This window comes from Xanthomonas sp. WHRI 10204 (genome assembly GCF_040202875.1).
Lineage (GTDB): Bacteria > Pseudomonadota > Gammaproteobacteria > Xanthomonadales > Xanthomonadaceae > Xanthomonas.
Genome location: NZ_JBEGDW010000002.1, coordinates 1,145,407 through 1,171,470 on the forward strand (window position 1 = coordinate 1,145,407; position 26,064 = coordinate 1,171,470).

The following is a 26,064-nucleotide window of genomic DNA, read 5'->3' on the forward strand; positions in this document are numbered from 1 at the left end:
AGGCTAAAGTCATCTCATGCTGGTCTTTACCCATCCCGCCTGTCTCGGTCACGACGCCGGCCCTGAGCACCCCGAAAGCCCTGCCCGCCTGGAGGCGGTCGTCGACGCCCTGCGTGCCGCCTTTCCGGACCTGGACTGGCGCGAGGCGCCGCTGGCCAAGCTGGGCGACCTGTGCCGCGTGCACGAGCGCGAGCAGGTGGACGCGGTGCTGGAGACCGCGTTCGAAGGCTATCGCCAACTGGATGTGGACACCCGCATGGTGCCGGCCTCGCGCGCGGCCGCACTGCGCGCCGCCGGTGCCGGCATCGCCGCCGTGGATGCGGTGATGCAGGACCTCACCCGCACCGCCTTTTGCGCTGTCCGCCCGCCCGGCCATCACGCCACCGCGCAGGTGTCGATGGGGTTCTGCCTGTTCAACAACATCGCCGTGGCCGCCGCTCATGCACGCGACCGCCATGGCCTGGAGCGCATCACCATCGTCGATTTCGACGTGCACCACGGCAACGGCACCCAGGCGATCTTCGAACGCGACCCGGCCGTGCAGTATCTGAGCACGCATCAGTCCGGGCTCTACCCGCACTCGGGCAGCGTCCATGAGCGCGGCGTTGGCAATATCCACAATCTGTTGCTGCCGCCCGGCAGCGATGGCTTGCGCTTCCGCAACGTGTGGGAAGACGAGATGCTGCCGCTGATCGATGCCTTCCGCCCGCAGCTGATCCTGATTTCGGCCGGCTTCGACGCGCATCTGCGCGATCCGCTGGCCGATCTGATGCTGGACGACGATGATTTCGCCTGGCTGACCGGCGCGCTACGCACCCTGGCCGAGCGGCATGCGCGGGGTCGGGTGGTGTCCATGCTGGAAGGCGGTTATGACCTGCAGGCCTTGCGCGAAAGCAGTGTTGCCCACGTCGCCGCACTGCGCTGACCCGCAGCGGCACGCCGGTCGCGCCACGGTTTGCGATGAACCTCGTCCTCTTCACGCTGGCGCTCTTCATTGCCCCTATGCGGGGTATGCGGCAAGCTAGTCTCCATTTTACTGGTTGAATCCACGCGTGCGCCGAGTTCTCCGCCTGCTGCCCCTGCCCTTGAGCATCGCCATCTGCCTTCCGGCCATGGCTGCCGACAAGCCGTTGAATTGGGGACTGTGCCCGGCCGTGGACCCGCTGCCTGGTTTCGATGGCGCGCCCGCCGCCGACCCCAAGGCCGCCGAAATGCGCCAGCAGCTGCCGACCGACATCGAAGGCGACCAGCTGTCCGGCACCAGCACCACTCCTCAGTACCAGGGCAACGTGGCGCTCAAGCGCGGCGACCAGTTCCTGGGCGCGGACAACCTGCGCATGGATACCGAGACCGGCAACTACATCGCCGAAGGCAATGTCCGCTACCAGGACACCTCCTTCCGCATGGTCGCCGACCGCGCCGAGGGTAATCAGGACACCGACGCCCACAAGGTCTCCAACATCCAGTATCAGATGGTGGACCGCCGCGGCAATGGCGTGGCGGAATCGGTGGACCTGCAAGGCCAGGTCGGCCAGATGCATCGCTCGACCTACACCACCTGCGATCCCTCGCAGCCGATCTGGCGGGTACGCGCGCCCGAGATCGACGTCGACAACGAAGAAGGCTTCGGTACCGCGCGTAACGCCGTGCTGCAGATCGGCAAGGTGCCGGTGCTGTACTTCCCGTGGTTCAAGTTCCCGATCGACGACCGTCGCCAGACCGGCCTGCTATTTCCGCAGTTCGGCCTGTCCGGGCGTAACGGGTTCGACTACCTGCAGCCGATCTACCTGAATCTGGCGCCCAATTACGATGCCACCTTGTTGCCGCGCTACATGAGCAAGCGTGGTTTCATGTTCGGCACCGAGTTCCGGTATCTGTACGACGGTGGTCGCGGCGAAATCACCGGCAACTACCTGCCCAACGACAAGTTGCGCGAGAAGGACCGTGGCAGCGTTTTCTATAGCGGCTACCACAACGTCAACAGCCATTGGCAGGCCCGCAGCAGCATTTCCTGGGTCAGCGACACCCGCTATGTTGAGGACTTCACCAGCCGCTTGAACGGCATGGGCTCGGCGTCCAGCCTGCAGAGCACCATCGGGATTTACGGCACCGGCGAAACCTGGACCGCCGGCCTGATGGCCGACCGCTGGCAGCTGACCGACTACACCCTGGACGAGCGAGCCCTGCCCTATAACCGGCAGCCGCGTGCCTTTTTCACCTGGGAAAAGCCGTTCGGCATTTTCGAAGCCGGTGTGTATGCCGAGGCGGTGCGGTTTACGCATGACGACTCATACCAGGTGAACGTCGTCCAGAACACCAACGGCAACAACAACAACGGCGACGAATACGTCCGGACCAATATCCGTAACTTTGACTATGGCAGCGGCTCGCGCCTGGACGTCAAACCCTATATCTCGATGCCGTTGTCGGGTGCGGCCTGGTTCGTGACGCCGACGGTGGCCTGGCGTTACACCGCCTACCAGTTGGACTCGACCTTGGCCAACACGGCGCCGCTGACCGGTGACCGTTCGCCCACGCGCAGCCTGCCGATCGCTTCGCTGGACGCCGGCCTGTATTTCGATCGCGAGACCTCGTTGTTCGGCACCAACTATCTCAATACGCTGGAACCGCGCATGTACTACCTGTACGTGCCCTACCGCGACCAGGACGACCTGCCGGTCTTCGACACCCGTCCGTTCACCTTCAGCTATGGTCAGCTGTTCCGCGACAGCCGCTATACCGGCGCCGACCGTCAGAACGATGCCAACCAGCTGACCCTGGCGGTGACGTCGCGTTGGCTGCGCCAGGACGACGGCCGCGAGAAATTGTCGCTGAGCGCTGGCCAGATCCTGTACTTCAACGACTCGCTGGTCACCATCAACAACAGCACCAATTCCGCTGCCGGCAGCGAACAGCCCATCGAGCAGGGCAAGTCCGCCTGGGTGGCCGATGCCAACTACATGATCAACGACCGCTGGTCGATGGGCGCCACGTATCAGTGGAACCCGAACTCGCGCAAGGAAGATCTTGCCAGCCTGCGCACACGCTATTTGCTCAACAACGACGGCATCATCAACCTGGCCTACCGCTACCGTCGCAACCTCATCGACAACAGCGACCAGCTCAAGCAGGCCGACTTCTCATTCCTGTATCCGATCAATCCCACCTGGAGTGCGGTCGGTCGCTACTACTACTCGCTGCTGGACCGCACACCGCTGGAAATCATCGGCGGCGTGCAATGGGACAGCTGCTGCCTGGCAGTGCGCGCGCTGGTACGCCGGTTCGTGCGTAACCGCGACGGCGAGATGGACAACTCCATCCAGTTCGAGTTCGTACTCAAGGGCTTGAGCTCGTTTGGCCAGAACACGGACCGCACTTTGCGCCGTGCTATTCTCGGCTATTACCGCGACGACCTGTACCTGGTCCCGCCCAGCAACACCACGACCAATCCGGACGATTACGATCCGAACCTGATTCCATGACCAAGCCTTTCTCTGTTCTTCTTGCCTCGTTGCTGGTAATCACCAGCACGGTATCGCCGGTGGCATCGGCGCAGCAATCCCAGCCGCTGGATCGTATCGCCGCTATCGTGGACGAGGACGTGGTGCTGCAGAGCGAGCTCGATCGCGCTGTGCGCAACGTCAAGTCGCAGTACGCAGGTCGTGAAAACCAGCTGCCGCCGGACGATGTCTTGCAGCGGCAGGTGCTCGAGCGCCTGGTACTGGTCAAGCTGCAGATCGGCCGTGCCGACGGCAGCGGCATCCGCGTCAGCGACGAGGAACTCAACCGCGCCGTTGCCAGCATCGCCCAGCAAAACGGCACCACCGTGGATGGCTTACGCCAGAAGCTAGCCGCCGACGGCATGGCCTATGGCGATTTCCGCGCCTCGGTGCGCGACGAAATCATCGTGCAGCGCCTGCGCCAGAGCTTTGCGCAGAGCCGTATCAGCGTGAGCGAAGGCGAGGTGGATACCGCACTGGCCCAGCAGGCCACGACCGGTAGCCAGTACCACCTGGCGCATATTCTGGTGGGCTTGCCGGAAGGCGCGAACGCCGACCAGATCGCCACCGGTCAAAAGAAGGTCGATGGCGTCAAGGCCTTGATCGACAAGGGCGAGTTGGACTTCTCCGCCGCAGCGGTGCGTTATTCGGATAGCCCGAATGCACTGGAAGGCGGCGACCTGGGCTGGCGCAGCCTGGACGAAATCCCCAACGCATTTGCCCAGCTGATCCGCGACATGCAGCCTGGCCAGGTGGCCGGCCCGCTGCGTGGTCCAAGCGGTTTCCAGCTGCTCAAGCTGGTGGAAATGCGCGACGCCAATGCCGGCGGCGAAAAGAAGATGGTCACCGAGTACAACGCGCGCCACATCCTGGTCCGCATCGGTGACAACCAGACCGACGCGCAGGCCAAGGCCAAGATCGACACACTGCGGGCCCGCGTTGCCGGCGGCGCTGATTTCCAGGCAACGGCCAAGGAGTCCTCCGAGGACACCAACAGCCGCGGCCAGGGTGGCGACCTGGGTTGGTTCCCGGCCGATGCGTTCGGCCCGGATTTCGGCAAGCAGGTTGAGGGCTTGGCCGATGGCGCGGTGTCCGAGCCGTTCCGCACGCAAGCCGGTTGGCATGTCGTGCAGCGCGTCGGCAGCCGCCAGACCGACGTCAGTGCCGAAAACCAACGTGCGCAGGTCCGTGAAACGATCGGCCGTCGCAAGCTGGAAGAGGAATACAACCGCTACCTGCAGGAACTGCGTGGCGAGGCCTATGTGAGCTACCGCACCGGCGATCGCGCCGACGGCAATGCCACCGCCGAGCCGACCAAGAGCGCAGAACCCGCTGCCCCGACCCCGCCGCCGGCACAGCCGGCGCGCTGAGTCGATGATGGTCCCGTCGCTCGCGCTGGTGCCAGGCGAGCCGGCCGGGATCGGGCCGGAGCTGTGCATCCGGCTCGCCCAGCAGCTGCGCTCCGATGCACAGCTGGTTGCATATGCCGATCCCGACACCCTGAACAGCGCCGCAAAGGCGCTGTCTTTGTCTGTGCGCCTGCTCGACCCCGATCAGCCGGCACGCATGCCGGGCGACCTACCGCTGTTTCCGATTCGCCAGCCCGTCCCGACCCGCTTCGGCACTGCTGACCCGGCCAATGCAGCGGCCGTGATTGCCGGCCTGCTTACCGCTGCCGGCGACTGTCTTGCCGGCCGACGGCAAGGCATCGTGACCGGCCCGGTGCACAAGGCAGTCATCAACGCCGGCGGGATCGCCTACACCGGCACCACCGAATTGCTGGCCGATCAGGCCGACTGCCCGGTGGTGATGATGCTGGCCAACAGCATCGTGCGCGTGGCACTGGTGACCACACACCTGCCGCTGCGTGCAGTGGCCGATGCGATCACCGCCGACGCCGTTGCGCGCTGCTTGCGCATCACCCACGCCGCGATGCGTCGCGACTTCGGCCTGGAGCACCCACGTATCGCCGTGCTCGGCCTCAATCCCCACGCGGGCGAAGACGGCCACCTGGGCCGCGAAGAACTGGACATCATCATCCCGTTGCTGGAGCAGCTGCGCGGCGAAGGCATGCAGCTGATCGGCCCGTTGCCGGCGGACACCGCATTCCTGCCACAGAAACTGAGCGGCTTCGACGCGGTGGTGGCGATGTACCACGACCAGGGCCTGCCGGTGCTCAAGTACAGCGGTTTCGAGCAGGCGGTGAACATCACCCTGGGTCTGCCCTACCCGCGCGTGGCGGTGGATCACGGCACCGCACTGGAACTGGCCGGACGCGGCATCGCCGATCCATCCAGCCTGATGGCGGCAACCGCGTTGTGCGCACGCTTGGCGGCACGCGGCTAAGCGCGCGCCCCACCTGCGCGATCGCCGCAGGTTATGAGCGTCCTACCTTACTGTTACAGCCTGGACGCGCAGCACCGACACCGCGTGCAGCCGCCGGCTCCGTTAAACTGCGCGCATGAATTATTCCTTCAGCGCACCGGCCAAGAAGTCGCTTGGCCAGCACTTTCTTGCCGACCGGTATTACATCGACCGGATCGTCCAGGCGGTGGACCCGCGCGCCGGCCAGCACCTGGTCGAAATCGGCCCCGGTCAGGGCGCGATCACCTTCCCGCTGCTGCGCAAGCATGGCGCGTTGACGGTGATCGAGTTCGATCGCGACCTGATCGCACCGTTGACCGAGGCCGCTGCACCGATCGGCGAACTGAGCATCATCCATCGCGACGTGCTCAGCGTGGATTTCACCGAACTGGCCAACGGCACGCCGATCCGGTTGGTCGGCAACCTGCCTTACAACATCTCCTCGCCGATCCTGTTCCATGCGCTGGACCATGCCGCTGCGGTGGCCGACATGCACTTCATGCTGCAGAAGGAAGTGGTCGACCGCATGGCCGCCGGTCCCGGCAGCAAGGTCTACGGCCGGCTCAGTGTGATGCTGCAGGCGTACTGCGAGGTCAACGCGCTGTTCGTGGTGCCGCCTGGCGCGTTCCGGCCGCCACCGAAGGTGGACTCGGCAGTGGTGCGACTGGTGCCGCGCGACCCGGCCACGGTGATGATCAACGACCGCCGCCGCTTCGCCGATGTGGTGCGCGCCGGCTTCGGGCAGCGCCGCAAGACCCTGCGCAATGCCATGTCCACCGTCTGCGAACCCGCGCATTTCGAGGCAGCCGGCGTGCGTCCGGATGCCCGCGCCGAACAACTCGAGGTCGCCGATTTCATTCGGCTGGCCAATGTCGAGCTGGCTTGAGCGCCGCTCCCACACCGTTTTATTTAGACTTTTCCCATGCAAGATGATCCGCGCTATCGGGTCGAGGTCGAGGTGTCGCCGCGCTTCCTCGCTCATCAATCGACCCCGGAAGAAGGCCGCTATGCCTTCGCCTACAGCATCCGCATCCACAACGCGGGCGCCGTGCCTGCACGCCTGATCGCGCGCCATTGGCGGATCACCGACGCCAACGGCCGCACCGAGCAGGTGGATGGCGAAGGCGTGGTCGGCGAGCAGCCATGGCTGCGCCCCGGCGAAGCCTTTCATTACACCTCCGGTGTGCTGCTGGAAACCGAGCAGGGACAGATGCAAGGTCACTACGACATGGTGGCCGACGATGGCACCGAATTCACCGCCCCGATCGCCGCCTTCGTGCTGAGCGTACCCAGGACGCTGCACTGATGACTGCTGGATTGATGGAGCGCACGCGATGAGCGTCTGGGCAATTGGCGACCTGCAAGGGTGCTACGACATTACCCAGCGGTTGCTGGAAAAGATCAATTTCGACCCCGCACAGGACACGCTGTGGTTCTGCGGCGATCTGGTCAACCGCGGCGGGCAATCGCTGGAAACGCTGCGTCTGGTGCATTCGCTGCGCGCGCACAGCGTGGTGGTGCTGGGCAATCACGATCTGTCGCTGCTGGCGATCGGTGCGCGCTCGGAGGAAGAGCAGCGCAAGGTCAATCCGGATCTGCAGCGCGTCGTGCTGGCCGAGGACCGCGACCTGCTGCTGGACTGGCTGCGCATGCAGAAGCTGGCCCACGTGGATCGCGAGCTGGGCTGGATGATGGTCCACGCCGGGCTGGCGCCGAAGTGGACCACGCAGCTGGCCGAAAAACATGCGCGCGAAGTCGAGCAGCAGCTGCAAGGCGGCGGCTATCGCAAACTGTTGCGCAACATGTACGGCGATCAGCCGGGATGGTCGCCGGGCCTGAGCGGGTACGACCGCAGCCGCGCGATCATCAACCTGTTCACGCGCATGCGCTATTGCACGCCGCGCGGCCGCATCGCCACCGACGACAAGGGCACGCCGGGCACGCAGGCACAAGGACTCTACCCGTGGTTCGAGGTACCGGGCCGGGTCGAGCGCGATCTCAAGATCGTGTGCGGGCATTGGTCCGCGCTGGGATTGACGATCACCCAGGGCGTGCATGCCATCGATACGGGCGCGGTGTGGGGCGGCAAGCTCACCGCCCTGCAACTGGATACCGACGAATTGCGCGTGGTGCAGGTTCCGGGGCGCGAAGTCACTGCCCCGACCGCACCTGCCGCGAATGCACCACGGCGTCCACGCGAAGGTCAGGGCCGCCCGCGCGGGCGTGGCCGAGGTCGTGGCAATGGTGGCGGCAATGGCGGTGGCGGCAACAACGCGGGAAATGCGGGTAGCGGCACTGCTGCACCGGCCAAACCACAGGGTGGCGTCGTTACCGAGTAAGAGCGACTCACCAAACGGCTGCGCCCCATGCGGGCGCAGCCGGTGCTCGGACCGGCATGTGCCACGCGTACGCTGCGCTCCGGTGCGCCGTCCACGGTCACCGGGCAGCCGCTCGCTAGGTTTTTTCTTTAGCTGGTTTTAGTTGTATGGAATCGGTCGCACTGATCGCGCGCTGCGTCCTTGCCGGCTCAGCGACGCAGGTAATCCACAAAGGAAAACGCAAACGCATGGCGGTCATCGGCCACATGCGTCTGGCGATGCACTGGCACCCATACCGCCGGGTCGATCGGTGGAAAGTGCGTATCGCCACCATCCACCGCGGTGTCGACCTCGGTCACCGCCAGCACGTCGGCACGCGCCATCGTCAGGCGATATACCTCGCCGCCGCCGATCACGCATAACTCCTGCGCGCCCTCCTGCTCGGCACGTTCGATCGCCTGATCGACCGACGCCACCGCCTGCATGCCCTCGAACGGCACTTGCCCCGAGCGCGTCAGCACCAGGTTCAAGCGCCCCGGCAATGCACGCCCGAGCGATTGCGCCGTCTTGCGCCCCATCAGGATCGGCTTGCCCATCGTCAGCGCCTTGAAGCGCTTGAGATCGTCCGGCAGGTTCCACGGCAGATCGTTATCGCGACCAATGGCGTTGTTGCGGTCCAGCGCCACGACGAGCGAAAGCTTCAACATCACTGGACCTTCTTGTTTTCAGCCATGGAACCGCACAGGAGTTTGATCCCGGAGATGGCATCCAGCACGTCCTGCTGCAGTGGCGCTGCGCCCGGCCTGTCGAATTTGATCCAGGCAAACGAGGTACCCAAGGGCACCAGCCACTGCGTCAGCCGCGTGCCATCGGCACGCGAGGCATCGGTACGGTAAGTCTGCTGCGCATCGAGCTCGACCCACTCGGCCTTTTCACGTGTCAGCGTCTTGTCCAACTGAAACATCACGGCGGCCAATCGCTCCATGCCCTTGGCCGAATTCAGTTGGCCGATTGCCGGTGGGCAACTCATTTCAATCGTGACCGGCCCGATCGCACCGGGTTGCACGTTGGTCAGCGTGATGATCGCGCTGGCGTCGACATTCGGATGCGTCGGATTGGATGGCGCGACCGTCGCAGTCACACCATCGGGCAGCTGCAGGCGACCGGCCGGACCACGCACGGTTTCGGCGAACGCCACTGCATTCGTCGACGCCAGCCCGATCAAACCGATGAAAACCAGCAAACACCTCTGCATACGTTCCTCCTTGACGACGTGATTCCTAAACCGCCACCGGCGCCTTGATCGCCGGATGCGGGTCGTAGCCTTCGATAGCGATGTCATCGAAGCGAAACGCAAACAGGTCGGTGACATCGGGATTCAGGCGCAAGGTCGGCAATGCGCGCGGGGTGCGCGTGAGTTGCTCGCGCGCCTGTTCGAAGTGATTCGAATACAGATGCGCATCGCCCAGCGTATGCACGAAATCGCCCACGCCCAGGCCGGTGGCCTGCGCCACCAGATGAGTCAGCAGCGCGTAACTGGCAATATTGAACGGCACGCCCAGAAAAATGTCGCCGCTACGTTGGTAGAGCTGGCAACTGAGTTTGCCGTCGATCACATAGAACTGGAACAGGCTGTGGCACGGCATCAATGCCATCTGCGGCAGCTCGCCGACGTTCCAGGCGCTGATCACCAGCCGGCGCGAATCCGGGTTACGTTTGATCTCATCGACCAGCCACTGCATCTGGTCGATCTCGACGCCGTCCGGGCCGGTCCAGCGCCGCCACTGCTTGCCGTACACCGGGCCAAGGTCGCCATTGTCGTCGGCCCATTCGTCCCAGATGCGGACCTGGTTGTCCTTCAGATACCCGATGTTGGTATCACCCTGCAAAAACCACAGCAGCTCGTGGATGATCGAGCGCAGATGCAGCTTCTTGGTGGTGACCAGCGGAAAACCGGCATTGAGATCGAAGCGCATCTGCCAGCCGAACACGCTGCGCGTGCCGGTACCGGTGCGGTCGGACTTTTCGGCGCCGTGTTCCAGCACGTGCTGCAGCAGATCCAGATACGGCTTCACTTCGCCGCCTCCACCGTTGCGGCGGCCGGCACCACCGGCTGCAACACCGGCGCACGACGCGACATCGCCAGCAAGACCAGGCCCACCGCGATCAACGGCAAGCTCAGAATCTGGCCCATCGTCAGCCAGTTGAAGGCCAGATAGCCGATCGGCGCATCCGGCACACGCACGAATTCCACGATGAAGCGGAACACGCCATACAGCAGCGCAAACAGCCCCGACACCGCATAGCGTGCGCGCGGCTTCATCGAGAACGCCCACAACACGACAAACATCACCACGCCTTCCAACGCGGCTTCGTACAGCTGCGACGGGTGACGCGCGAACCGATCCAATGCGCCGGCGGCGTATTGCGCGTGAATCTGCACTGGTGCGATATCGGCCAGTTCCGGCGCATGCGGGAAGATCACGCCCCAGCCGGCCTGTGTGAACTTGCCCCACAACTCGCCGCCGACAAAATTGCCGAGCCTCCCGAAACCAAGGCCCAACGGCACCAACGGCGCGACAAAATCCATCACGTCGAAGAAGTGCAGGCGATGCTTGCGCGCCCACAGCCAGCAGGCGATCAACACGCCCAGCAGCCCACCGTGGAAGCTCATGCCGCCTTCCCACACCTTGAACAAAATCAGCGGATTGGCCAGAAAGGTCTCGAACGCATAAAACAGCATGTAGCCAATGCGCCCACCCAGCACCACGCCGAGCATGCCGTAGAACAACAGGTCGGAAAAACCGTCCATGTCCACGCCGGGCAGACGGCCGCGCAGGATGCGCGAGCGGCCCAGCGCCCAGGCCGAGAAGAAGGCGGCCAGATACATCAAGCCGTACCAGTGCACCTGCACCGGGCCAAGCGAGAAGGCGATGGGGTCGATGGCGTGCAGATAGATCATGCGGACCGCGTATCACAAAAAAGCGAGGCGTCTATTCTGACACCTCGCACGCCTTCAGCCTAAGAGCTGGGGCCGATCGGGCAGCTCGTCTTCATGCTGCATCTCCGCGCCACGCGGGAAATGCTCGACCAGCAGCTCGGTCACCGCTTCGATCCCCGCCAGGACGGCCACCTCGTACTGGCGCTCGCGCAGGAATTGCTGCATGCGCCGGCACACTTCCTCCCACTGCGCCTCCGGCACCTGGCTGCGCAAGCCACGGTCGGCAACCACTTCGATGGCGTGGTCGGCCAGCAACAGATAGATCAGCACTCCGTTATTGGCTTCGGTGTCCCAGGTGCGCAGCTGCGCGAACGCCTGATCGGCGCGCTGGCGAGCGGTGTGTGCGCTCCACAGCGCCCCGAGCGGCAGGTCCGCTTCGACTGCCACCATGATCTGGCCGGTATGGCTGCGCTCGCTGGCGGCCACCGCCGCCGTGATCGCATCCATGCAACTGGTCGGAAACCTGCGCTGCGCCGACGGCGCGCAAAGATGCCTGAGCCACCGCATTACCAACTCCCCGAGGCGCCACCGCCTCCCGATGATCCACCGCCGCCGCCCCAGCCGCCACCGCCAAAACCACCACGGCCACCGCCCCCGAATCCTCCGAATCCACCACCGCCCCAGCCACCGCCGCCGACAAAGCGCCCCGGCGAGCCGGAGACCAGGCCCGCCAACAGACCGATGACGGCTGCACCGGCGCTGGCGAACAGCAACGAGGTAAACAGCAAGGCGGCGCCCCCGGCCGCGACGCCGGTCAGCACGGCGCGCAGCGGACGCGGCAGGGCGCCAAGGATGCCGCGCGCCACCATCGCGACCACAAAGCCGATAAACAGCGCCATGATCCAACCGCCCCCACCTGCCCCATTGCCGACGCCACCATCGGCGTGCCCGCTGACCGGTTCCGGGAGAGCTTCTCCTTCGATCAGGCCCGCCAGCGTCGCGGTCGCATCGCGGATACCGCCGCCGTAGTCGCCCTCGCGGAACCTCGGCGCCAGATACTCCTGGATGATCCGGTTGGCCACGATGTCGGGGATGGCGCCTTCCAGGCCATAACCGGGCTGGATGCGCACGCGGCGATCGTCCTTGGCCACCAGCAGCAGCACGCCGTCGTCCACGCCCTTGCGCCCGATCTTCCATTGATCGAACACGCGCTGGGTGTACTGCTCGATCGCCTCCGGCTGTGTGGTCGGCACGATCAGGATCTGCAGCTGCGCGCCCTTGCGTTGCTGCAATGCCAGCGCCTGCTGCTCAAGTTGCTGGAGCTGCGCCGCATCCAAAGTGCCGGTGACATCGACCACCGGCGAGCGCAGTGGTGGGATGGCTGCAGGATCCTGCGCCAGCACCGAAGCGGGCAGCAGGAGTAGCGCCATGATCCAAAACACCCACATGTGCGTTTTCCGCATTACCAACTCCTTGATAAGTACTGACAGTGAATCAGCAATGACACTTAGCTTGGCTCACACAACGTAGCGAGCAGTCGTCAGGTGGATATGGACGGCACGCTCAGAACCGGAGTGTACGCGTGGCACATGCCGCACCGAGCACCGGCCGCGCCCGCCTGGCGGTGAGCACAGTCGTTGTGCTAGCCGCTCTTGGCTTTCCCTTCTCCCTGCGGAGAAGGTGTCCCGAAGGGGCAGATGAAGGCACGAGCGAAGCTACGTGCAGTGTCGTTACACGACGGCTTCGCCCCTCACACCCACCCCGCTCTTTTAGGGGAGAGGGGCTTGATGCCGCGCATTTGAACGTTGGTTGATCACGCAGGCGATAGGTTGCTTGCCATCGCACACGTCGCGATTGCCTCGACATGCCGTGCAGCACACCGCGCAGTAGTTGAGACTGCGCAGGTGCATGTATTTACTGTGCCGGCTGTGGCTGTGGCTGTGGCTGTGGCGGTTGTTGCTGCGGCGCTTGCTGACTGCCGAAGTCCACCTGCGGCGCGCGCGAAATCTGCGCTTCGTTCTCCACGCTGAAATTCGGCTTGGGCTGGTAGCCGAAGATCTTGGCAGTGATCACCTGCGGAAACGAGCGGATATAGGTGTTGTAGTCCTGCACGGTCTGGATATAACGGCCGCGGGCCACGGTGATGCGATTCTCGGTGCCTTCCAGCTGCACCTGCAGATCGCGGAACGACTGGTCGGACTTGAGCTGCGGGTAGTTTTCGCTGACCACCAGCAACCGCGACAGCGCACTGCCCAGTTCGCCCTGCGCCTGCTGAAAACTCTTGAGCGAGGCTTCGTCATCGGCATTGACCTGAATCTGCCCGACGCGTGCGCGCGCATTGGTGACTTCGGTCAGCACCTGACGCTCCTGCTGCGCATAGCCCTGCACGGTGCGTACCAGGTTGGGAATCAGGTCGGCACGGCGCTGGTACTGGTTGAGGACTTCCGACCAACCGGCTTTGACGCCTTCTTCTTTTTGCTGGATCGCGTTGTACCCGCAACCCGACAGCGAGGCTGTCAGGATCAGCAACACCACAGCGCGCATCAGGACAGACATGCAGGCGATTCCGTTGAAAGAGAGCCGCAGCATGCCACGCGCCAAGTCAAACCCGCATGCACATGCGCCTGCCAGGCGTGCGAGGGGTAGTGCGCCCCGAAACGACCGGCAGTCCCTGATGAGCAACCAGGTCGATCTGCGGTCCGTGGCGACGGTGCTCGCACCCTGAGGCGAGCCGGCCGACGCATCGCGCCGCGCATTGACAGGCCATGCGTGCCGCGCGAGCTCATGCCCCTCTCCACCCTGAGTGCCCCAAGCGCAAGGTGCGAATGTCGTGTGTTGGAGCAACACGTGGCGCGCGCATGGTCGAGCACGACGTGCCCATCCCTGCCGAGCACAGCAGCGCGCGGCTGCCGACGCAGGAGATCGCCTTGCGTCGGGCCGTCTGCGTGTCTGCGTGATGAATCAGGATGTGGCGCGCAACCGGATGCCCGTCAAGATCGCACCCGTTTCAAAACACCCGCGGCAGCAGAATCAACCCCCAGCACAACAGCACATTGATCAGCAGCAGAAACACTGCTGCCGATCCCATGTCCTTGGCACGGCCGGCGAGCACGTGGTGCTCGGGGCCATAGCGTTCGATCACCGCTTCGATGGCCGAATTCAACAGCTCGGCGGCCAACACGATCAACAACGGCGCGATCAGCGCGATGCGTTCCAGCGGCGACTGGCCGAGCCAGATGCCCAATGGAGCCATCACCACGGCCAGGCAGACTTCCAGCCGGAATGAGGATTCATGCAGCCAGGCTGCACGTAAGCCCTGCCACGACCAGATCGCAGCCTTGAGCATGCGGCGCGGTCCGCGCGGCACGTGTCCCAATTGATCGGCCATGCGTCAGTGCTTCCGGCCGCGAGGGCACGTCAGGGGACAAGAAGAACGCATGGCATGATCGCTGCTTGGGAAAGTGCGAATCTTGCACCGTGACGCCGCGCATCGCCAGCCACGGCCCGGTTTGCCCTCAGCTTGCAGACTGCTGCACCATGGGCAGCCCGCTCTCTCGCTGCAGGTTTCCGTATGACTCGACGCGTCTTGCGCACACTGCTGTGCACCCTCGCACTGCTGTCCAGCCAGGCCATCGCGCAGGCCCATCAGGCCCCACACGCCGCGCCCGCGGTGCCCGCGCAGGTGTCCAATGCGGCCTGGGAAGACGATATGCAGCGCTTTGCCGCCAGCGATGCGCGCCAGCCGCCGCCCAAGCATGGCATCGTGTTTGTCGGTAGTTCGTCGATCCGCTTCTGGGACACGCTGGCGCAGGATTTCCCAGGTAAACCGGTGATCAATCGCGGCTTCGGCGGCTCGGAGGTGCGTGACAGCACCTGGTACGCCGACCGCATCGTGATTCCGTATGCGCCACGCCAGGTGCTGCTGTATGCCGGCGATAACGATCTCAACAGCGGCCGCACGCCCGAGCAGGTCCGCGATGACGTGGTGGCGTTCGTTGCGCGCATTCGGCGAGACCTGCCCGATACGCGCATCAGTTATCTGTCGATCAAACCCAGTCCCTCGCGTGCGCAGTTGCTGCCGTCGGTCATCGCCGCCAATCGTCTGATCAAGGACGCACTTGCTCCGCTGCCGCGCGTGGATTTTGTGGATGTCTACACGCCCATGCTCGATGCCAATGGCAAGCCGCGCCCTGCGCTGTTTCGCGAGGACATGCTGCACATGACTGCAGACGGCTATGCGCTCTGGCGCAAGGCCGTGGCGCCGGTGTTGGAGCAAAAATAAGGATCAGCGAAGCGATCTGGTGGAACAGCTCATGCCGACGCTATCGAGCAGCGACAACGCGCCTGGCAAGCACCAACCGACCTACGCCACCACCACCGCCACCGAGGTCCCTAGACCTGCCTCGCTGTGCAGCTCGATCCGCCAACCGAAGCGGTCGCAAAGACGCCGTACGATCGACAAGCCCAGACCGGTGCCCTGCGGGCGCGTAGGGTCGGCACGAAAGAACGGCTCGAACGCGCGCGCGCGCGCCTCTTCGCTCATGCCGATGCCGGTATCGCGCACCACGATGCGGTCCTGGCTGACTTCCACTTCGATGCTGCCGGTGTCGGTGTAGGCACAGGCGTTGCGCAGCAGATTGCTGAGCACCACCCGCATCACCCGCGGCGGCGCGAACATCTGCAGGCTGCCGTCGCCGATCATCTGCAGCGATACCGGCTTGTCGCCGAGTAACTCGCGGGCGCTTTCGACTTCTTCGCCCGCCAGTTCGGCCGCATCGAAGGTTTCGCTTTGCGGATCGATCTCCGCTTCGCGCGCCAGGATCAGAAACGCGTCGATCACCGCTTCCATGTCGCGGCCGGCACGCTGGATGCGGCGCAGGCTGCGCTGGGTACGTTGCGACAGCTCGTCGTCGGCCAGCGCCATGTCGCTGGCCACACGGATCACCGTCAACGGCGTGCGCAATTCATGACTGGCATCGCGGGTGAAGTTGCGCTCGCGCGCGACGTGATCGCTGACCTTTTGCCCGAGCGTGTGCAAAGCCGCAGCCAATTGCCGCGTTTCTCCCTGCAGTTCCGCAGGCAGCCGCTCAGGTGCCAGTTCGTCTACATCGGGGTTGCGTGGATCCCACTGCGAAACGCGCCGCGCCAGCCAGCTGATCGGCGACACCAGGCGTTTGGAAACCCGGTAAGTAAACCAGGACACCCCGTAGATTCCCAACAGCACCACGATCGCCGGCACCACGCCAAACCACAGCGTCAGGTGGGCCGCGCGCGCGCGCGGAAACACCAGATACAACCGGCCTTCGGGGCGTTGATCGACATACACCAGCGCATCGGCTGCGGCGACTTCGCTAAAGCCGGGCGACAACCGCTGCAGCACGCGCGGCGCGGTGTCGCGGCCGGCACCGGCCGGCGAGAAATACCCTTGAATATTGCGCGTATCCGGCGGCGGATGATCCGGCGCGCTGCGCTGCATGCGCCAGAAGTGCACTGCCTCGTCGGCGAGCACGGTGCGCACCAGGCTGTACTTGATCACGAAGGAAATCAGATACCCGCCCAGCACAATCGCCAAGCTCGCCAGCGCGACCTGCAGCAGGAAGGCGAGACGTATTTTTCGCGGGAGCCCGTGTGGCATTGCTGCATCCAGGGGAGAGCGCCGGATTATAGGCAACGCTTCCGTGAGTCCGTCGTGCAGCCAGTCGGGAGCACGGGAGAACGAGCGGCGCGTGTGCGCCTACAGGAGCGGCCGGCCGCCAGTCGGCAGCCGGCCGGCGACATCAGGCCATCGGTTGGGCGATGTCGGCAATGCGATAGCCGGCGCTCTGCACGGTATGCAGCAGCGGGCGGTCGAACGGCTTGTCGATGATCTTGCGCAGGTTGTACAGATGGCTGCGCAGGGTGTCCGAGTCCGGCAACCCATTGCCCCAGATTTCGCGTTCGATTTCCTGACGGGTCACCACGCGCGGCGATTCGCGCATCAGGATGGTGAGCAGACGCAGACCGATCGGCGAGAGCTGCAGCTCGGTGCCGGCACGGGTGGCGCGCATGCTCACCGGGTCGAGCACCAGGTCGGCGACCTTGAGCACTTCCGAGCCTACCTGACGACGCTCGCGGCGGATCAGTGCACGCAGTCGCGCTTCCAGTTCCTGAATCGCGAAAGGCTTTGTCAGGTAATCGTCGGCGCCAAAACCCAGGCCGGTGAGCTTGTCGTCCAGCGTGTCGCGGGCGGTCAGCATCAGCACCGGAGTGGACTTGCGTGCGTCGTTACGCAGACGGCGGCACACTTCGATCCCGTCCAGGCGTGGCAGCATGAGGTCCAGCACGACCACGTCGTAGCTGTTCTCGGCGGCCAGACGGTAACCGTCCAGTCCGTCCTGCGCATAGTCGACCTCGAAGCCACGGCCTTCCAGGTACTCGCCGATCATTTCGGAGATATTGCGGTTGTCTTCGACGACCAGCACGAGGCCGGACGTTTCCTTGGTCTGACGCATGGACTTTCCTCGGTCTTCAGCTTTGTGAAACATGCCGGATCGGCGGTGGAAAGCATGTGAAGACCAAATAACGTTACATGACGCGCCTAGTTCAGCGCGCCAGCAACGGGCGCAGCGCGGGCCACACCGTTTCCAGCACCTTGGGCTGCGCCGCCGCGGTCGGGTGCAGCCCGTCGGCCTGCATCAAGCCGGGCTGCAATGCGACCTTCTCCAGGAAGAACGGCACCAACGCGGTTTTGTATTGTTTAGACAGGTCGGCGTAGGCAGCTTTCAGGCGCTCGCGATAGGCCGGGCCGTAGTTCGGTGGCACATCGATGCCCAGCAACAGCACCTTGGCGCCGGCCTGCTGGCTGAGCTGGATCATCTTTTCCAGGTTGCCCTTGAGCTGGGCCGGGGTCAGCCCGCGCAGGGCATCGTTGCCACCCAATTCGATCACCACGACGCCGGGGTGGTGCTTTTGCAGCAGGCCAGGCAACCGGGTCAGCGCGCCCGATGTGGTCTCGCCGCTGATGCTGGCATTGACGACCGGCGGTGGCGTCGCCATGTCACGTTTCAGGCGTTGGTCGAGCAAGGTGACCCAGCCGGACTGCACCGGGATGTTGTGCGCAGCGCTGAGGCTGTCGCCGACCACCAGGATCGGTGCGGTCGCAGCCGGACTTTTGGCAGAGGCAATTCCCGGCACAAGCAGGGACAGTGTCAGCAGCCACAGGGCCAGCGCGCCATATCGCAGTGTTCTTTCACGCATTCGGAGATTCCTCATCGACAGTCTGGCCCCCCGCTCCAGCACCCGCACCGCCATCGACGTCCGCGAGGTCGGCAAATCCGTCAGTGGACCGGAGGGAACACTCCACATCCTCGACAACGTCAGCTTGACGGTCAGTGAAGGCGACAGCATCGCCATCGTTGGGGCGTCCGGTTCGGGCAAGACCACCCTGCTCGGCCTGCTCGCCGGGCTGGACCTGCCCACCCGCGGCAGCATTGCGCTGTCCGGGCAGGACCTGGGCCAGCTCGACGAGGAAGCGCGCGCGGCCCTGCGCGCGCGTGAGGTCGGCTTCGTGTTCCAGAGCTTTCATCTATTGCCGGCGCTCACCGCCGAGGAAAACATCGCGCTGCCGCTGGAACTGGCCGGGCGCGAAGATCCGGCGCGAGTGCGTGAAGTGCTGGAGGCGGTCGGCCTGAGCGCACGTGCGCGGCATTACCCGCGCCAGCTGTCCGGCGGCGAGCAGCAGCGCGTGGCGCTGGCGCGCGCGTTCGTGGCCAAGCCGCGCATCCTGTTTGCCGACGAGCCTACCGGTAGCCTGGACCAAACCACCGGCGCGCAGATCAGCGACCTGTTGTTCGCGCTCAACGCCACCAGCGACACCACCCTGGTGCTGGTGACCCACGACATGACCCTGGCGCAGCGCTGCCATCACATCTACCGCATCGACAGCGGCCGTTTGCACGCACAGACCGGCCCGACCGCATGAACGTACTGCGGCAGGCCGCACGTGCGGTACGGCGGGAATTCCTGGCAGGCGACCTGCTGACCGTGTTCGCGGCGTTGGTGCTGGGCGTGGCGGTGATGACTGCGGTCGGGACCCTGGTGGACCGGGTGACCCTGGCGCTGACCTCCAGCGCGGCCGAAGTGCTGGGCGGCGATCTGGGTGTCACCGGACGCCAGGAGATCCCGGCCAACTTCACCGACGAGGCGCAGCGACGTGGGCTGCAAAGCACGCGCATGGTCAGCTTTCCGAGCGTGTTGTTTCATGGCGAGGCCAGCCAGATGGCCAATATCCGCGGCGTGGGTCCCGGCTATCCGCTGCGCGGTCAGTTGCTGGTCTCCAAAGGCGCTAGCGACCCGGAAGGCACCCCCGCCACTGCACCGCCGCCGGGCCAGGCCTATGCCGACCCGCGCCTGCTGGAAGCCCTGGGCCTGCGCGTAGGCGAACAGCTGGAGTTCGGCGCCGGCCATCTGACCATTACCGGCGTGCTGCGCGCCGAGCCGGATGCCTCCGGCGAATTGATGCAGCTGTCACCGCCGCTGCTGGTCAACCGCACCGACATCGAGGGCGCCGGCCTGCTGGGCCCGGGCAGTCGCGCCTCATACCGGTTGATGTTTGCCGGTGCGCCGAACGCGATCGCCGACCTGCGCGCGTGGCTCAAGCCGCGCGCCAGCGAGTACCGCCTGGTCGGCATCGAGGACACCCAGCGCGGCATGCGCGCCGCGTTCGATCGCGCCGGGCGTTTCCTGGCCTTGTCGGCGTTGCTGGCGGTATTGCTGTCCGGCGTGGCCACCGCACTGGCGGCCAACCGCTTTGCGATGCGGCGCATCGACACCGTGGCGGTGCTGCGCTGCCTGGGCGCAAAACAGCGCGACATCCTGGCGATGCTGTCGCTGCAATTGCTGTTGACCGCCATCCCGGCCTGCCTGGTCGGCATTGGCTTGGGCATGCTGGCGCAGGAAGGCCTGGTGCAGGCGCTGGGCAGTCTGATCCCGAACCGGCTGCCGCTGCCGCAGGCCACCCCTGCGCTGGCGGGTGCGGGCATCGGCCTGGTGCTGCTGCTGGGCTTCGGCCTGCCGCCGCTGCTGCGGCTGCGCAACGTGCCGCCGATGCGCGTGCTCAACCGCAGCTTTGCCGCGGTGCCGCCGAGTTCGTTGCTGGTGTATGCGGCCGCGTTGGCCGCCACACTGGCGCTCACCGTCTATGCTACCGGCAACCTGGTGCTGGCCGGCTGGGTGTTGGGCGGCCTGGCCGCGCTGGCGGTGGTGGCGATGCTGCTGGGGCTGGGATTGCTGACGTTGTTACGGCCGATCCAGCACCGCCTGCGCGGAGCCTGGAAGCTGGGCTTGGCCTCGCTGACGCGCCGACGCGGGTTGAGCGTGGTGCAGTTGGTCGGCCTGTCGCTGTCGTTGTGCGCGCTGTTATTGCTAGCGGTGGTCGGCCCGGGCCTGCTTGGTCAATGGCGCGACCGCCTGCCTGCGGACACACCCAACTACTTCCTGATGAACATCCAGCCCGAGCAGACCGAGCCGGTGCTGCAGACCTTGCGCGGCCTGGGCGTGGACAACGCGGCGGTGGAGCCGTTTTCCACCGGGCGGCTGATCGCGATCAACGACAAGCCGCCGGTGCGCGGCGACCGCGACCCGCAGGACGATGGCGACGGCGACAACCGGCCGGTCAATTTTTCCTGGCGGCATGCGTTTCCGCCGGCCAACACCTTGTTGCAAGGCAAATTCTGGAGCGCCGACAGCACGCAGGCCGAGGCGTCGGTGGAAGAAGGCTGGGCACTGCGCTATCAGCTCAAGCTCGGCGACCGCATCACCTTGTTGCTGGGCGAACAGCAGCGCAGTTTCACCGTCACCAGCATCCGCAAGGCCGACTGGGATTCGTTCCGGGTCAACTTCTTCCTGCTGCTCAACCAGGGCGCGGTGGGCGATGCGCCGTACAACCTGATTTCCGCCTTTCATCTGCCACCCGGCAATGCACCCAAGCTGGCATCGCTGAGCCGCGACTACCCCAATATTTCGGTCTTGGATATCGAGGCGATTCTTGGCCGTGTGCGCGAGGTGATCGACCAGGTGGCGCAGGCCGTGCAACTGGTGATGGGCTTCAGCCTGCTGGCCGGTGTGCTGGTGCTGCTGGCCGCGTTGCAGGCCACGGCAGGCGAGCGCCGCTACGACAGCGCGGTGCTGCGTACCTTGGGCGCACGGCGCGGTCAGCTGCGTGGCGCGGTGTTGGTGGAATTCGGCGCATTGGGGCTGCTGGCCGCGGGCCTTGCGGTCACGGCTGCCGCCGTCATCGGCGCGGTGGTCGGGCAGCAGGCGTTCGACATCGCACTTGCGCCGGATTGGCCGCGGTTGCTGCTGGGCGGCGCATTCGGGTTGGCGTTGAGCCTGTTGGCGGGCTGGTCGGGCACCCGACGCATTTTGTCCACGCCACCTGCGTTGGCGCTGCGTACGGAGTAAGGCCGGTGATAGACGCGGCCGAGTGTTGGCTATCGGCTAAGTAATACGCCACCAGATGCGCTGCATGACCCACTGTCATGGAGCGCTGCGCCTTACGACGCGATCGGCATCGCCCGTGTCGCAACGCATATACCTGCAGCGCATAAGCACCTTGCCAATCGTACGTTCGCAGCGGCGGCACGACTGCCTAGAGTGACCAGTCCGGTCGCCGTTCGGGCGGCCTTTAGCTGTCGTCGAGGTGCCACCGTCATGGCCAGCGTGAGTTCTGCAGCGCGCGTGCAATCGCCGCGCAACGATGCCGCCGCCGTGCAGACGTCCGGCGTGCGAATCGTGCCATTCGACGCGCCACTGGGTGCGGAAGTCATCGGGCTGGATCTGTCGCAGCCGCTGGATGCCGCCACCTTTGCGCGCATCCATCAGGCACATCTGGACCACCACGTGCTGGTGTTCCGCGATCAGCGCATCACGCCTGCGCAGCAGGTGGATTTCAGCCGTCGTTTCGGGCCGTTGCAGATCCATGTGCTGCGCAACTTTCAGCTGCGCGGGCATCCGGAAGTGCTGGTGGTGTCCAACATCAAGGAGAACGGTGAGCCGATCGGGCTGGGCGATGCCGGGCATTACTGGCACTCGGATCTGTCCTACAAGGAAACGCCCAGCCTGGGCTCGCTGCTGCATGCGCAGGAACTGCCCAGCGACGGCGGCGACACACTGTTCGCCAATCAGCATCTGGCCTGGCAAACGCTGCCCGAGCCGCTCAAGCGCCGCGTGCAGGACCTGCGTGCCGAACATAGTTATCTCGCCAAGTACGAAGCGCTGCGCGCACGCAATCCGTGGCGCCCGGCATTGACCCCCGAACAGATTGCCGAAGTAAAGCCGGTGCAGCACCCCATCGTGCGGACGCACCCGGAAACCAGGCAAAAAGCGCTGTTTGTCAGCGAACACTTCACCACCCGTGTCGTCGGCTTACCCGACGACGAAAGTGCTGCGTTGCTGCAGACCTTGTTCGAACACAGTACCCGCGATGCATTGGTCTACCGGCATCGATGGCAGGCGCACGACATGGTGTTCTGGGACAACCGCTCGGTGATGCATCTGGCCGCCGGCACGCCCGACCACCTGCGCCGCCGGCTCAACCGCACCACCATCGAAGGCGACGCGCCGTTCTGAGCGTGCGCCTGTCCCCTCCTCCCCCTTTCGACTGGAGCGCCGCATGCGTTTGACCGTCACTTCTCACGCACCTTCGCAGCGCCGCACAGTCTCAAGGCGCGTCGCGGTGTTGCTGCTGGCAGCACTGCCGTTGCTGCTGAGCGCCACCGCGCAGGCAGAAGGAAAGCTACGCATCGCCAAACAGTTCGGCATCGTCTATCTCCTACTTGATGTGGCACAGGACCAGAAACTGATCGAGCAGCAAGGCAAGGCCGCTGGCGTGGACATCGATGTGCAGTTCCTGCAGTTGTCCGGCGGCGCGGCGGTCAACGATGCCTTGCTCACCGGTTCGATCGATATCGCAGGCGCAGGCGTCGGGCCGTTGTTCACCATCTGGGACCGCACGCGTGGCCGGCAGAATGTGCGTGGTGTGGCCTCGCTGGGCAATTTTCCGTATTACCTGATCAGCAACAACCCACGCATCAAGAGCATCGGCGACTTCACGCCGCAGGACCGTATTGCGGTGCCGGCCACCGGCGTGTCGGTGCAATCGCGCTTTCTGCAGCATGCCTCGCAACAGCGCTGGGGCGACAAGGGCACCCATCAGCTGGACCCACTGCAGGTGGCATTGCCGCACCCGGATGCCGCCGCAGCGATCATCCGTGGCCGCACCGAAATCACTGCGCATTTCGCCAGCCCGCCGTTTCAGGAACAGGAACTGGCGCGCAACCCGGCCGCGCATATTGTGACCAGCTCCTATGACATCGAAGGCGGCCCGTCGTCGGCCACGGTGTTATACGCCACCGAAAAATTCCGCCGCGACAATCCCAAGACCTATCGCGCCTTTGTCGCCGCACTGGATCAGGCGGCGAAATTCGTCACCGCGCATCCGGAACAGGCGGCAGATATCTTCCTGCGTCGTAACGGTTCGAGCATCGACCGTGCATTGGTCTTGCAGATTCTCAAGGACCCCAAGGTGCAGTTCACCGTGGCGCCGCAGAACACGCTGAAACTGGGCAAGTTCATGCAGCACAGCGGGGCGATCAAGCAGGCGCCTGACAAGGTGGGCGACTATTTCTTCGACGACCCGCTGATTGCAGGCGGGAGCTGAGCGATGAGCACACCGTTGCTGCAAGTCGATCATGTCAGCCTGGAATACGCGTCCGCGCAGCGCGTGGTGCGCGCGACGCATCGGGTGCGCTTCGATGTGCATGAAGCCGATCGTTTTGTGCTGCTGGGGCCGTCGGGGTGCGGCAAGTCCACCTTGCTCAAGGCGGTGGCCGGCTTCGTCAGTCCGCGCGAAGGACAGATCCGTCTGGACGGGCGTGCAGTGACCGGACCGGGGCCGGATCGAGTGGTGGTGTTCCAGGAGTTCGATCAACTGGCACCGTGGAAGACCGTGCGCGAAAACGTGATCTTCGGCCTGCGCGCAGCGCGCAAGCTCAGCCGCGCCGAAGCGCGCGAACGCGCCGACGAAAGTCTGGCGCAGGTCGGGTTGAGCGCGTTTGCCGAGGCCTACCCGCACACCTTGTCCGGTGGCATGAAGCAACGCGTTGCCATTGCACGCGCACTGGCGATGCGTCCACGTGTGCTGTTGATGGACGAGCCGTTCGCTGCGCTGGACGCGCTGACGCGCTCGCGCATGCAGGAGCAGGTGCTGGAACTGTGGGAGCAATTGCGCTTCACGCTGTTGTTCGTCACCCATTCCATCGAAGAAGCGCTGGTGGTCGGTAACCGCGTGTTGCTGCTGTCGCCGCACCCCGGTCAGGTACGCGCCGAACTCAACGCGCACGCGTTTGGCCCGCACAGCGCCGGCAGCGTGGCGTTTCAGCAGACCGCGCAGCGCATTCACCGCTTGCTGTTCGACCTGCCCGACGCCACGCTCGACAACGACAAGGTGGCGCCTTTGCGTCGCCCGGCCATGCGTCAACGCGAGGCGCTGCCATGAGCCGCAGCCCTGCCGCCAGGCTGCCACCGCTCCCGCCGGTGCGCGCCGAGTACGAACTGGCCGTCCAGCCGCTGGACCCCGCACTGATCGCCACGGCCGCGCCAGCGCGCTGGCAGGCGCCGCCATGGCTGCGCAAGGCGCTGGTGCTGGCGGTGCTGGTGGCGGTATGGGAAATCGCCGCACGCGTGGTCGGCGACGATCTGATGCTGCCCAGCGCATGGCAGACCGCACGCGCGTTTTTTGAGGGACTGCTGTCGGGCGAATTGCTGCGCCGCGTGGGTGCCTCGCTAAAGGTGCTGGCGCAGGGCTATGTGCTCGGCGTGGTGCTGGCCTTCGTGCTCACCGCCTTGGCCGCCTCCACACGCTGGGGCCGCGATGTGCTGGGCACGCTGACGGCGATGTTCAACCCGTTGCCGGCCATTGCGCTGTTGCCGCTGGCCTTGCTGTGGTTCGGGCTGGGCACCGGTAGCCTGGTGTTCGTGCTGGTGCATTCGGTGCTGTGGCCGCTGGCGCTGACCACCTACGCCGGCTTCCAGGCGGTGCCTGAGACCCTGCGCATGGCCGGCCGCAACTACGGCTTGCGTGGTCCACGCTATGTGGCGCAGTTGCTGATCCCGGCCGCGCTGCCGGCGATCCTGTCCGGCCTGAAGATCGGTTGGGCGTTCGCCTGGCGCACCCTGATCGCAGCGGAGCTGGTGTTCGGCGCCACCTCCGGCCAGGGCGGCCTGGGCTGGTACATCTTCCAGAACCGCAACGAGCTGTACACCGACAAGGTGTTCGCCGGCCTGGCCATGGTGATCGTACTGGGCCTGCTGGTGGAAGGCGTGGTGTTCCAGGCCATCGAACGGCTCACCGTGCGGCGTTGGGGTATGCAGCGCTAGCAGGGTGAGCGTGGGAGCCGCGTCGCAGGGCCAGTCGTTTTGCATGGACCTGCTCCAGCGTTTCCCACAGGCCTCCGACCGCCTTAGCCTGCGCCCGACGCATCGAAACGGTCGCGTGCGCTTAACGGCGCTGGCTTATGCTGCCGGCCCCTTTCCTGCCGTCCGCCGTCATGCCCACGACCGCCTTCACTGCGTACCTGTACCCAATCCTGCTGCTGCTCGCCAGCAACGTGTTCATGACCTTCGCCTGGTACGGGCATCTGAAGTACAAAAGCACGCCGCTGATGATCGCGATCCTGGTCAGCTGGGGTATCGCGTTTTTCGAATACTGCCTGCAGGTCCCGGGTAACCGCATGGGCAGCGCGGTGTATTCGGCGCCGCAGCTCAAGGGCATGCAGGAAGTGATCACGTTGCTGGTATTCGCCGGCTTCTCGACCTTCTACCTGGGCCAGTCGCTGAAGTGGAATCACTGGGCCGCGTTCGGCCTGATCCTGGTGGCGGCGTTTTTGATGTTCAAGGAATAACG

General features: G+C 65.0%; 26 protein-coding genes and 1 other RNA gene. 15 read left to right on the forward strand and 12 right to left on the reverse strand.

Annotation, left to right across the window (positions count from 1 at the left end):
• Positions 1 to 16 precede the first annotated feature (16 nt).
• The 7 genes from ABQZ00_RS15895 to ABQZ00_RS15925 all read left to right on the forward strand — a co-directional run bounded on the left by ABQZ00_RS15895 (position 17) and on the right by ABQZ00_RS15925 (position 8,203).
• Entirely contained in the window at positions 17 to 925 is a 909-nt protein-coding gene (locus ABQZ00_RS15895) for a histone deacetylase family protein (protein WP_055851131.1), read from the forward strand.
• Positions 926 to 1,052: 127 nt separating this feature from the next.
• The gene (lptD, locus tag ABQZ00_RS15900) at positions 1,053 to 3,482 is read left to right on the forward strand and encodes an LPS-assembly protein LptD (protein ID WP_349775719.1); all 2,430 of its coding nucleotides are present in this window, start codon (positions 1,053 to 1,055) and stop codon (positions 3,480 to 3,482) included.
• Positions 3,479 to 4,870 carry a peptidylprolyl isomerase gene (locus ABQZ00_RS15905; protein WP_115512467.1) on the forward strand — a complete coding sequence of 464 codons (1,392 nt, stop codon included), beginning with the start codon at positions 3,479 to 3,481 and terminating at the stop codon, positions 4,868 to 4,870. Before lptD ends, ABQZ00_RS15905 begins: the two co-directional genes overlap by 4 nt.
• Before the next feature lie 4 nt (positions 4,871 to 4,874).
• Complete coding sequence (pdxA, locus tag ABQZ00_RS15910) at positions 4,875 to 5,846, forward strand: 4-hydroxythreonine-4-phosphate dehydrogenase PdxA (protein WP_323538803.1); 972 nt, start codon at positions 4,875 to 4,877, stop codon at positions 5,844 to 5,846.
• Between the two features lie 115 nt (positions 5,847 to 5,961).
• A complete protein-coding gene (rsmA, locus tag ABQZ00_RS15915; protein ID WP_323538802.1) occupies positions 5,962 to 6,750 on the forward strand; it encodes a 16S rRNA (adenine(1518)-N(6)/adenine(1519)-N(6))-dimethyltransferase RsmA in 789 nt (262 codons plus the stop codon).
• 36 nt (positions 6,751 to 6,786) lie between these two features.
• Positions 6,787 to 7,170 (forward strand): Co2+/Mg2+ efflux facilitator ApaG/CorD, encoded by a 384-nt coding sequence (apaG, locus tag ABQZ00_RS15920; RefSeq protein WP_323538801.1) that lies wholly within the window; start codon positions 6,787 to 6,789, stop codon positions 7,168 to 7,170.
• A gap of 28 nt (positions 7,171 to 7,198) precedes the next feature.
• Entirely contained in the window at positions 7,199 to 8,203 is a 1,005-nt protein-coding gene (locus ABQZ00_RS15925; RefSeq protein WP_323538800.1) for a symmetrical bis(5'-nucleosyl)-tetraphosphatase, read from the forward strand.
• 188 nt (positions 8,204 to 8,391) lie between these two features.
• Here the strand turns inward: ABQZ00_RS15925 and ABQZ00_RS15930 are convergent, their stop codons facing one another.
• The 9 genes from ABQZ00_RS15930 to ABQZ00_RS15970 form a co-directional block, all read right to left on the reverse strand.
• Positions 8,392 to 8,886 carry a dihydrofolate reductase gene (locus ABQZ00_RS15930; protein ID WP_323538873.1) on the reverse strand — a complete coding sequence of 165 codons (495 nt, stop codon included), beginning with the start codon at positions 8,884 to 8,886 and terminating at the stop codon, positions 8,392 to 8,394.
• A gap of 2 nt (positions 8,887 to 8,888) precedes the next feature.
• Entirely contained in the window at positions 8,889 to 9,437 is a 549-nt protein-coding gene (locus ABQZ00_RS15935) for a PLP-dependent aminotransferase family protein (protein ID WP_323538799.1), read from the reverse strand.
• A gap of 25 nt (positions 9,438 to 9,462) precedes the next feature.
• Complete coding sequence (locus ABQZ00_RS15940) at positions 9,463 to 10,257, reverse strand: thymidylate synthase (RefSeq protein WP_323538798.1); 795 nt, start codon at positions 10,255 to 10,257, stop codon at positions 9,463 to 9,465.
• Positions 10,254 to 11,144 carry a prolipoprotein diacylglyceryl transferase gene (gene lgt, locus ABQZ00_RS15945; protein WP_323538797.1) on the reverse strand — a complete coding sequence of 297 codons (891 nt, stop codon included), beginning with the start codon at positions 11,142 to 11,144 and terminating at the stop codon, positions 10,254 to 10,256. Before lgt ends, ABQZ00_RS15940 begins: the two co-directional genes overlap by 4 nt.
• Positions 11,145 to 11,198: 54 nt before the next feature.
• Positions 11,199 to 11,690, reverse strand: a complete 492-nt coding sequence (locus ABQZ00_RS15950) for a TPM domain-containing protein (RefSeq protein WP_323538796.1) — start codon at positions 11,688 to 11,690, stop codon at positions 11,199 to 11,201.
• Positions 11,690 to 12,586, reverse strand: a complete 897-nt coding sequence (locus ABQZ00_RS15955) for a TPM domain-containing protein (RefSeq protein ID WP_323538795.1) — start codon at positions 12,584 to 12,586, stop codon at positions 11,690 to 11,692. Before ABQZ00_RS15955 ends, ABQZ00_RS15950 begins: the two co-directional genes overlap by 1 nt.
• Positions 12,587 to 12,637: 51 nt before the next feature.
• Positions 12,638 to 12,714, reverse strand: a non-coding RNA gene (locus ABQZ00_RS15960) — sX9 sRNA.
• A gap of 323 nt (positions 12,715 to 13,037) precedes the next feature.
• Positions 13,038 to 13,679, reverse strand: a complete 642-nt coding sequence (locus tag ABQZ00_RS15965; protein ID WP_323538794.1) for a LemA family protein — start codon at positions 13,677 to 13,679, stop codon at positions 13,038 to 13,040.
• Between the two features lie 451 nt (positions 13,680 to 14,130).
• The gene (locus ABQZ00_RS15970) at positions 14,131 to 14,511 is read right to left on the reverse strand and encodes a diacylglycerol kinase (RefSeq protein ID WP_055851088.1); all 381 of its coding nucleotides are present in this window, start codon (positions 14,509 to 14,511) and stop codon (positions 14,131 to 14,133) included.
• 183 nt (positions 14,512 to 14,694) lie between these two features.
• On the opposite strand from ABQZ00_RS15970, the gene ABQZ00_RS15975 reads away from it, so the two are divergent.
• On the forward strand, positions 14,695 to 15,405 hold the full coding sequence (locus ABQZ00_RS15975) for an SGNH/GDSL hydrolase family protein (protein WP_115527137.1): 711 nt from the start codon (positions 14,695 to 14,697) through the stop codon (positions 15,403 to 15,405).
• Positions 15,406 to 15,486: 81 nt separating this feature from the next.
• Here the strand turns inward: ABQZ00_RS15975 and ABQZ00_RS15980 are convergent, their stop codons facing one another.
• The 3 genes from ABQZ00_RS15980 to ABQZ00_RS15990 form a co-directional block, all read right to left on the reverse strand.
• Positions 15,487 to 16,758, reverse strand: coding sequence for a sensor histidine kinase (locus ABQZ00_RS15980; protein WP_323538793.1), 1,272 nt, complete (start codon positions 16,756 to 16,758; stop codon positions 15,487 to 15,489).
• A gap of 142 nt (positions 16,759 to 16,900) precedes the next feature.
• The gene (locus ABQZ00_RS15985; protein ID WP_002811889.1) at positions 16,901 to 17,614 is read right to left on the reverse strand and encodes a response regulator transcription factor; all 714 of its coding nucleotides are present in this window, start codon (positions 17,612 to 17,614) and stop codon (positions 16,901 to 16,903) included.
• 91 nt (positions 17,615 to 17,705) lie between these two features.
• Positions 17,706 to 18,374 carry an arylesterase gene (locus ABQZ00_RS15990; protein ID WP_323538872.1) on the reverse strand — a complete coding sequence of 223 codons (669 nt, stop codon included), beginning with the start codon at positions 18,372 to 18,374 and terminating at the stop codon, positions 17,706 to 17,708.
• A 109-nt stretch (positions 18,375 to 18,483) separates the two neighbouring features.
• Between ABQZ00_RS15990 and ABQZ00_RS15995 the strand changes: the two genes are divergently transcribed.
• The 7 genes from ABQZ00_RS15995 to ABQZ00_RS16025 all read left to right on the forward strand — a co-directional run bounded on the left by ABQZ00_RS15995 (position 18,484) and on the right by ABQZ00_RS16025 (position 26,062).
• Positions 18,484 to 19,083 carry an ABC transporter ATP-binding protein gene (locus ABQZ00_RS15995; protein WP_055851076.1) on the forward strand — a complete coding sequence of 200 codons (600 nt, stop codon included), beginning with the start codon at positions 18,484 to 18,486 and terminating at the stop codon, positions 19,081 to 19,083.
• Entirely contained in the window at positions 19,080 to 21,563 is a 2,484-nt protein-coding gene (locus tag ABQZ00_RS16000; protein WP_323538792.1) for an ABC transporter permease, read from the forward strand. Before ABQZ00_RS15995 ends, ABQZ00_RS16000 begins: the two co-directional genes overlap by 4 nt.
• A gap of 249 nt (positions 21,564 to 21,812) precedes the next feature.
• Positions 21,813 to 22,730 carry a TauD/TfdA dioxygenase family protein gene (locus ABQZ00_RS16005; protein WP_323538791.1) on the forward strand — a complete coding sequence of 306 codons (918 nt, stop codon included), beginning with the start codon at positions 21,813 to 21,815 and terminating at the stop codon, positions 22,728 to 22,730.
• 43 nt (positions 22,731 to 22,773) lie between these two features.
• A complete protein-coding gene (locus tag ABQZ00_RS16010) occupies positions 22,774 to 23,820 on the forward strand; it encodes an ABC transporter substrate-binding protein (protein WP_323538790.1) in 1,047 nt (348 codons plus the stop codon).
• Between the two features lie 3 nt (positions 23,821 to 23,823).
• Positions 23,824 to 24,657 (forward strand): ABC transporter ATP-binding protein, encoded by an 834-nt coding sequence (locus ABQZ00_RS16015; RefSeq protein ID WP_115512479.1) that lies wholly within the window; start codon positions 23,824 to 23,826, stop codon positions 24,655 to 24,657.
• Positions 24,654 to 25,538, forward strand: a complete 885-nt coding sequence (locus tag ABQZ00_RS16020; RefSeq protein ID WP_316690572.1) for an ABC transporter permease — start codon at positions 24,654 to 24,656, stop codon at positions 25,536 to 25,538. The genes ABQZ00_RS16015 and ABQZ00_RS16020 overlap by 4 nt, the downstream gene beginning before the upstream one ends.
• 170 nt (positions 25,539 to 25,708) lie before the next feature.
• Complete coding sequence (locus ABQZ00_RS16025; protein ID WP_055851451.1) at positions 25,709 to 26,062, forward strand: DMT family protein; 354 nt, start codon at positions 25,709 to 25,711, stop codon at positions 26,060 to 26,062.
• Positions 26,063 to 26,064 lie beyond the last annotated feature (2 nt).

What these genes read in the sequence shown, in the direction of transcription:
- rsmA (WP_323538802.1), top strand. Translation starts at nt 5,962, where the DNA reads ATGAATTATTCCTTCAGCGCACCGGCCAAGAAGTCGCTTGGCCAGCAC.
- ABQZ00_RS16005 (WP_323538791.1), top strand. Translation starts at nt 21,813, where the DNA reads ATGGCCAGCGTGAGTTCTGCAGCGCGCGTGCAATCGCCGCGCAACGAT.
- ABQZ00_RS15950 (WP_323538796.1), bottom strand. Translation starts at nt 11,690, where the DNA reads ATGCGGTGGCTCAGGCATCTTTGCGCGCCGTCGGCGCAGCGCAGGTTT.
- lgt (WP_323538797.1), bottom strand. Translation starts at nt 11,144, where the DNA reads ATGATCTATCTGCACGCCATCGACCCCATCGCCTTCTCGCTTGGCCCG.
- apaG (WP_323538801.1), top strand. Translation starts at nt 6,787, where the DNA reads ATGCAAGATGATCCGCGCTATCGGGTCGAGGTCGAGGTGTCGCCGCGC.
- ABQZ00_RS15975 (WP_115527137.1), top strand. Translation starts at nt 14,695, where the DNA reads ATGACTCGACGCGTCTTGCGCACACTGCTGTGCACCCTCGCACTGCTG.
- ABQZ00_RS16010 (WP_323538790.1), top strand. Translation starts at nt 22,774, where the DNA reads ATGCGTTTGACCGTCACTTCTCACGCACCTTCGCAGCGCCGCACAGTC.
- ABQZ00_RS15990 (WP_323538872.1), bottom strand. Translation starts at nt 18,374, where the DNA reads ATGAGGAATCTCCGAATGCGTGAAAGAACACTGCGATATGGCGCGCTG.
- ABQZ00_RS16015 (WP_115512479.1), top strand. Translation starts at nt 23,824, where the DNA reads ATGAGCACACCGTTGCTGCAAGTCGATCATGTCAGCCTGGAATACGCG.
- ABQZ00_RS16020 (WP_316690572.1), top strand. Translation starts at nt 24,654, where the DNA reads ATGAGCCGCAGCCCTGCCGCCAGGCTGCCACCGCTCCCGCCGGTGCGC.
- ABQZ00_RS15980 (WP_323538793.1), bottom strand. Translation starts at nt 16,758, where the DNA reads ATGCCACACGGGCTCCCGCGAAAAATACGTCTCGCCTTCCTGCTGCAG.
- ABQZ00_RS15970 (WP_055851088.1), bottom strand. Translation starts at nt 14,511, where the DNA reads ATGGCCGATCAATTGGGACACGTGCCGCGCGGACCGCGCCGCATGCTC.
- ABQZ00_RS16000 (WP_323538792.1), top strand. Translation starts at nt 19,080, where the DNA reads ATGAACGTACTGCGGCAGGCCGCACGTGCGGTACGGCGGGAATTCCTG.
- ABQZ00_RS15965 (WP_323538794.1), bottom strand. Translation starts at nt 13,679, where the DNA reads ATGTCTGTCCTGATGCGCGCTGTGGTGTTGCTGATCCTGACAGCCTCG.
- ABQZ00_RS15955 (WP_323538795.1), bottom strand. Translation starts at nt 12,586, where the DNA reads ATGCGGAAAACGCACATGTGGGTGTTTTGGATCATGGCGCTACTCCTG.
- ABQZ00_RS15935 (WP_323538799.1), bottom strand. Translation starts at nt 9,437, where the DNA reads ATGCAGAGGTGTTTGCTGGTTTTCATCGGTTTGATCGGGCTGGCGTCG.
- ABQZ00_RS15925 (WP_323538800.1), top strand. Translation starts at nt 7,199, where the DNA reads ATGAGCGTCTGGGCAATTGGCGACCTGCAAGGGTGCTACGACATTACC.
- pdxA (WP_323538803.1), top strand. Translation starts at nt 4,875, where the DNA reads ATGATGGTCCCGTCGCTCGCGCTGGTGCCAGGCGAGCCGGCCGGGATC.
- ABQZ00_RS16025 (WP_055851451.1), top strand. Translation starts at nt 25,709, where the DNA reads ATGCCCACGACCGCCTTCACTGCGTACCTGTACCCAATCCTGCTGCTG.
- ABQZ00_RS15985 (WP_002811889.1), bottom strand. Translation starts at nt 17,614, where the DNA reads ATGCGTCAGACCAAGGAAACGTCCGGCCTCGTGCTGGTCGTCGAAGAC.
- ABQZ00_RS15905 (WP_115512467.1), top strand. Translation starts at nt 3,479, where the DNA reads ATGACCAAGCCTTTCTCTGTTCTTCTTGCCTCGTTGCTGGTAATCACC.
- ABQZ00_RS15895 (WP_055851131.1), top strand. Translation starts at nt 17, where the DNA reads ATGCTGGTCTTTACCCATCCCGCCTGTCTCGGTCACGACGCCGGCCCT.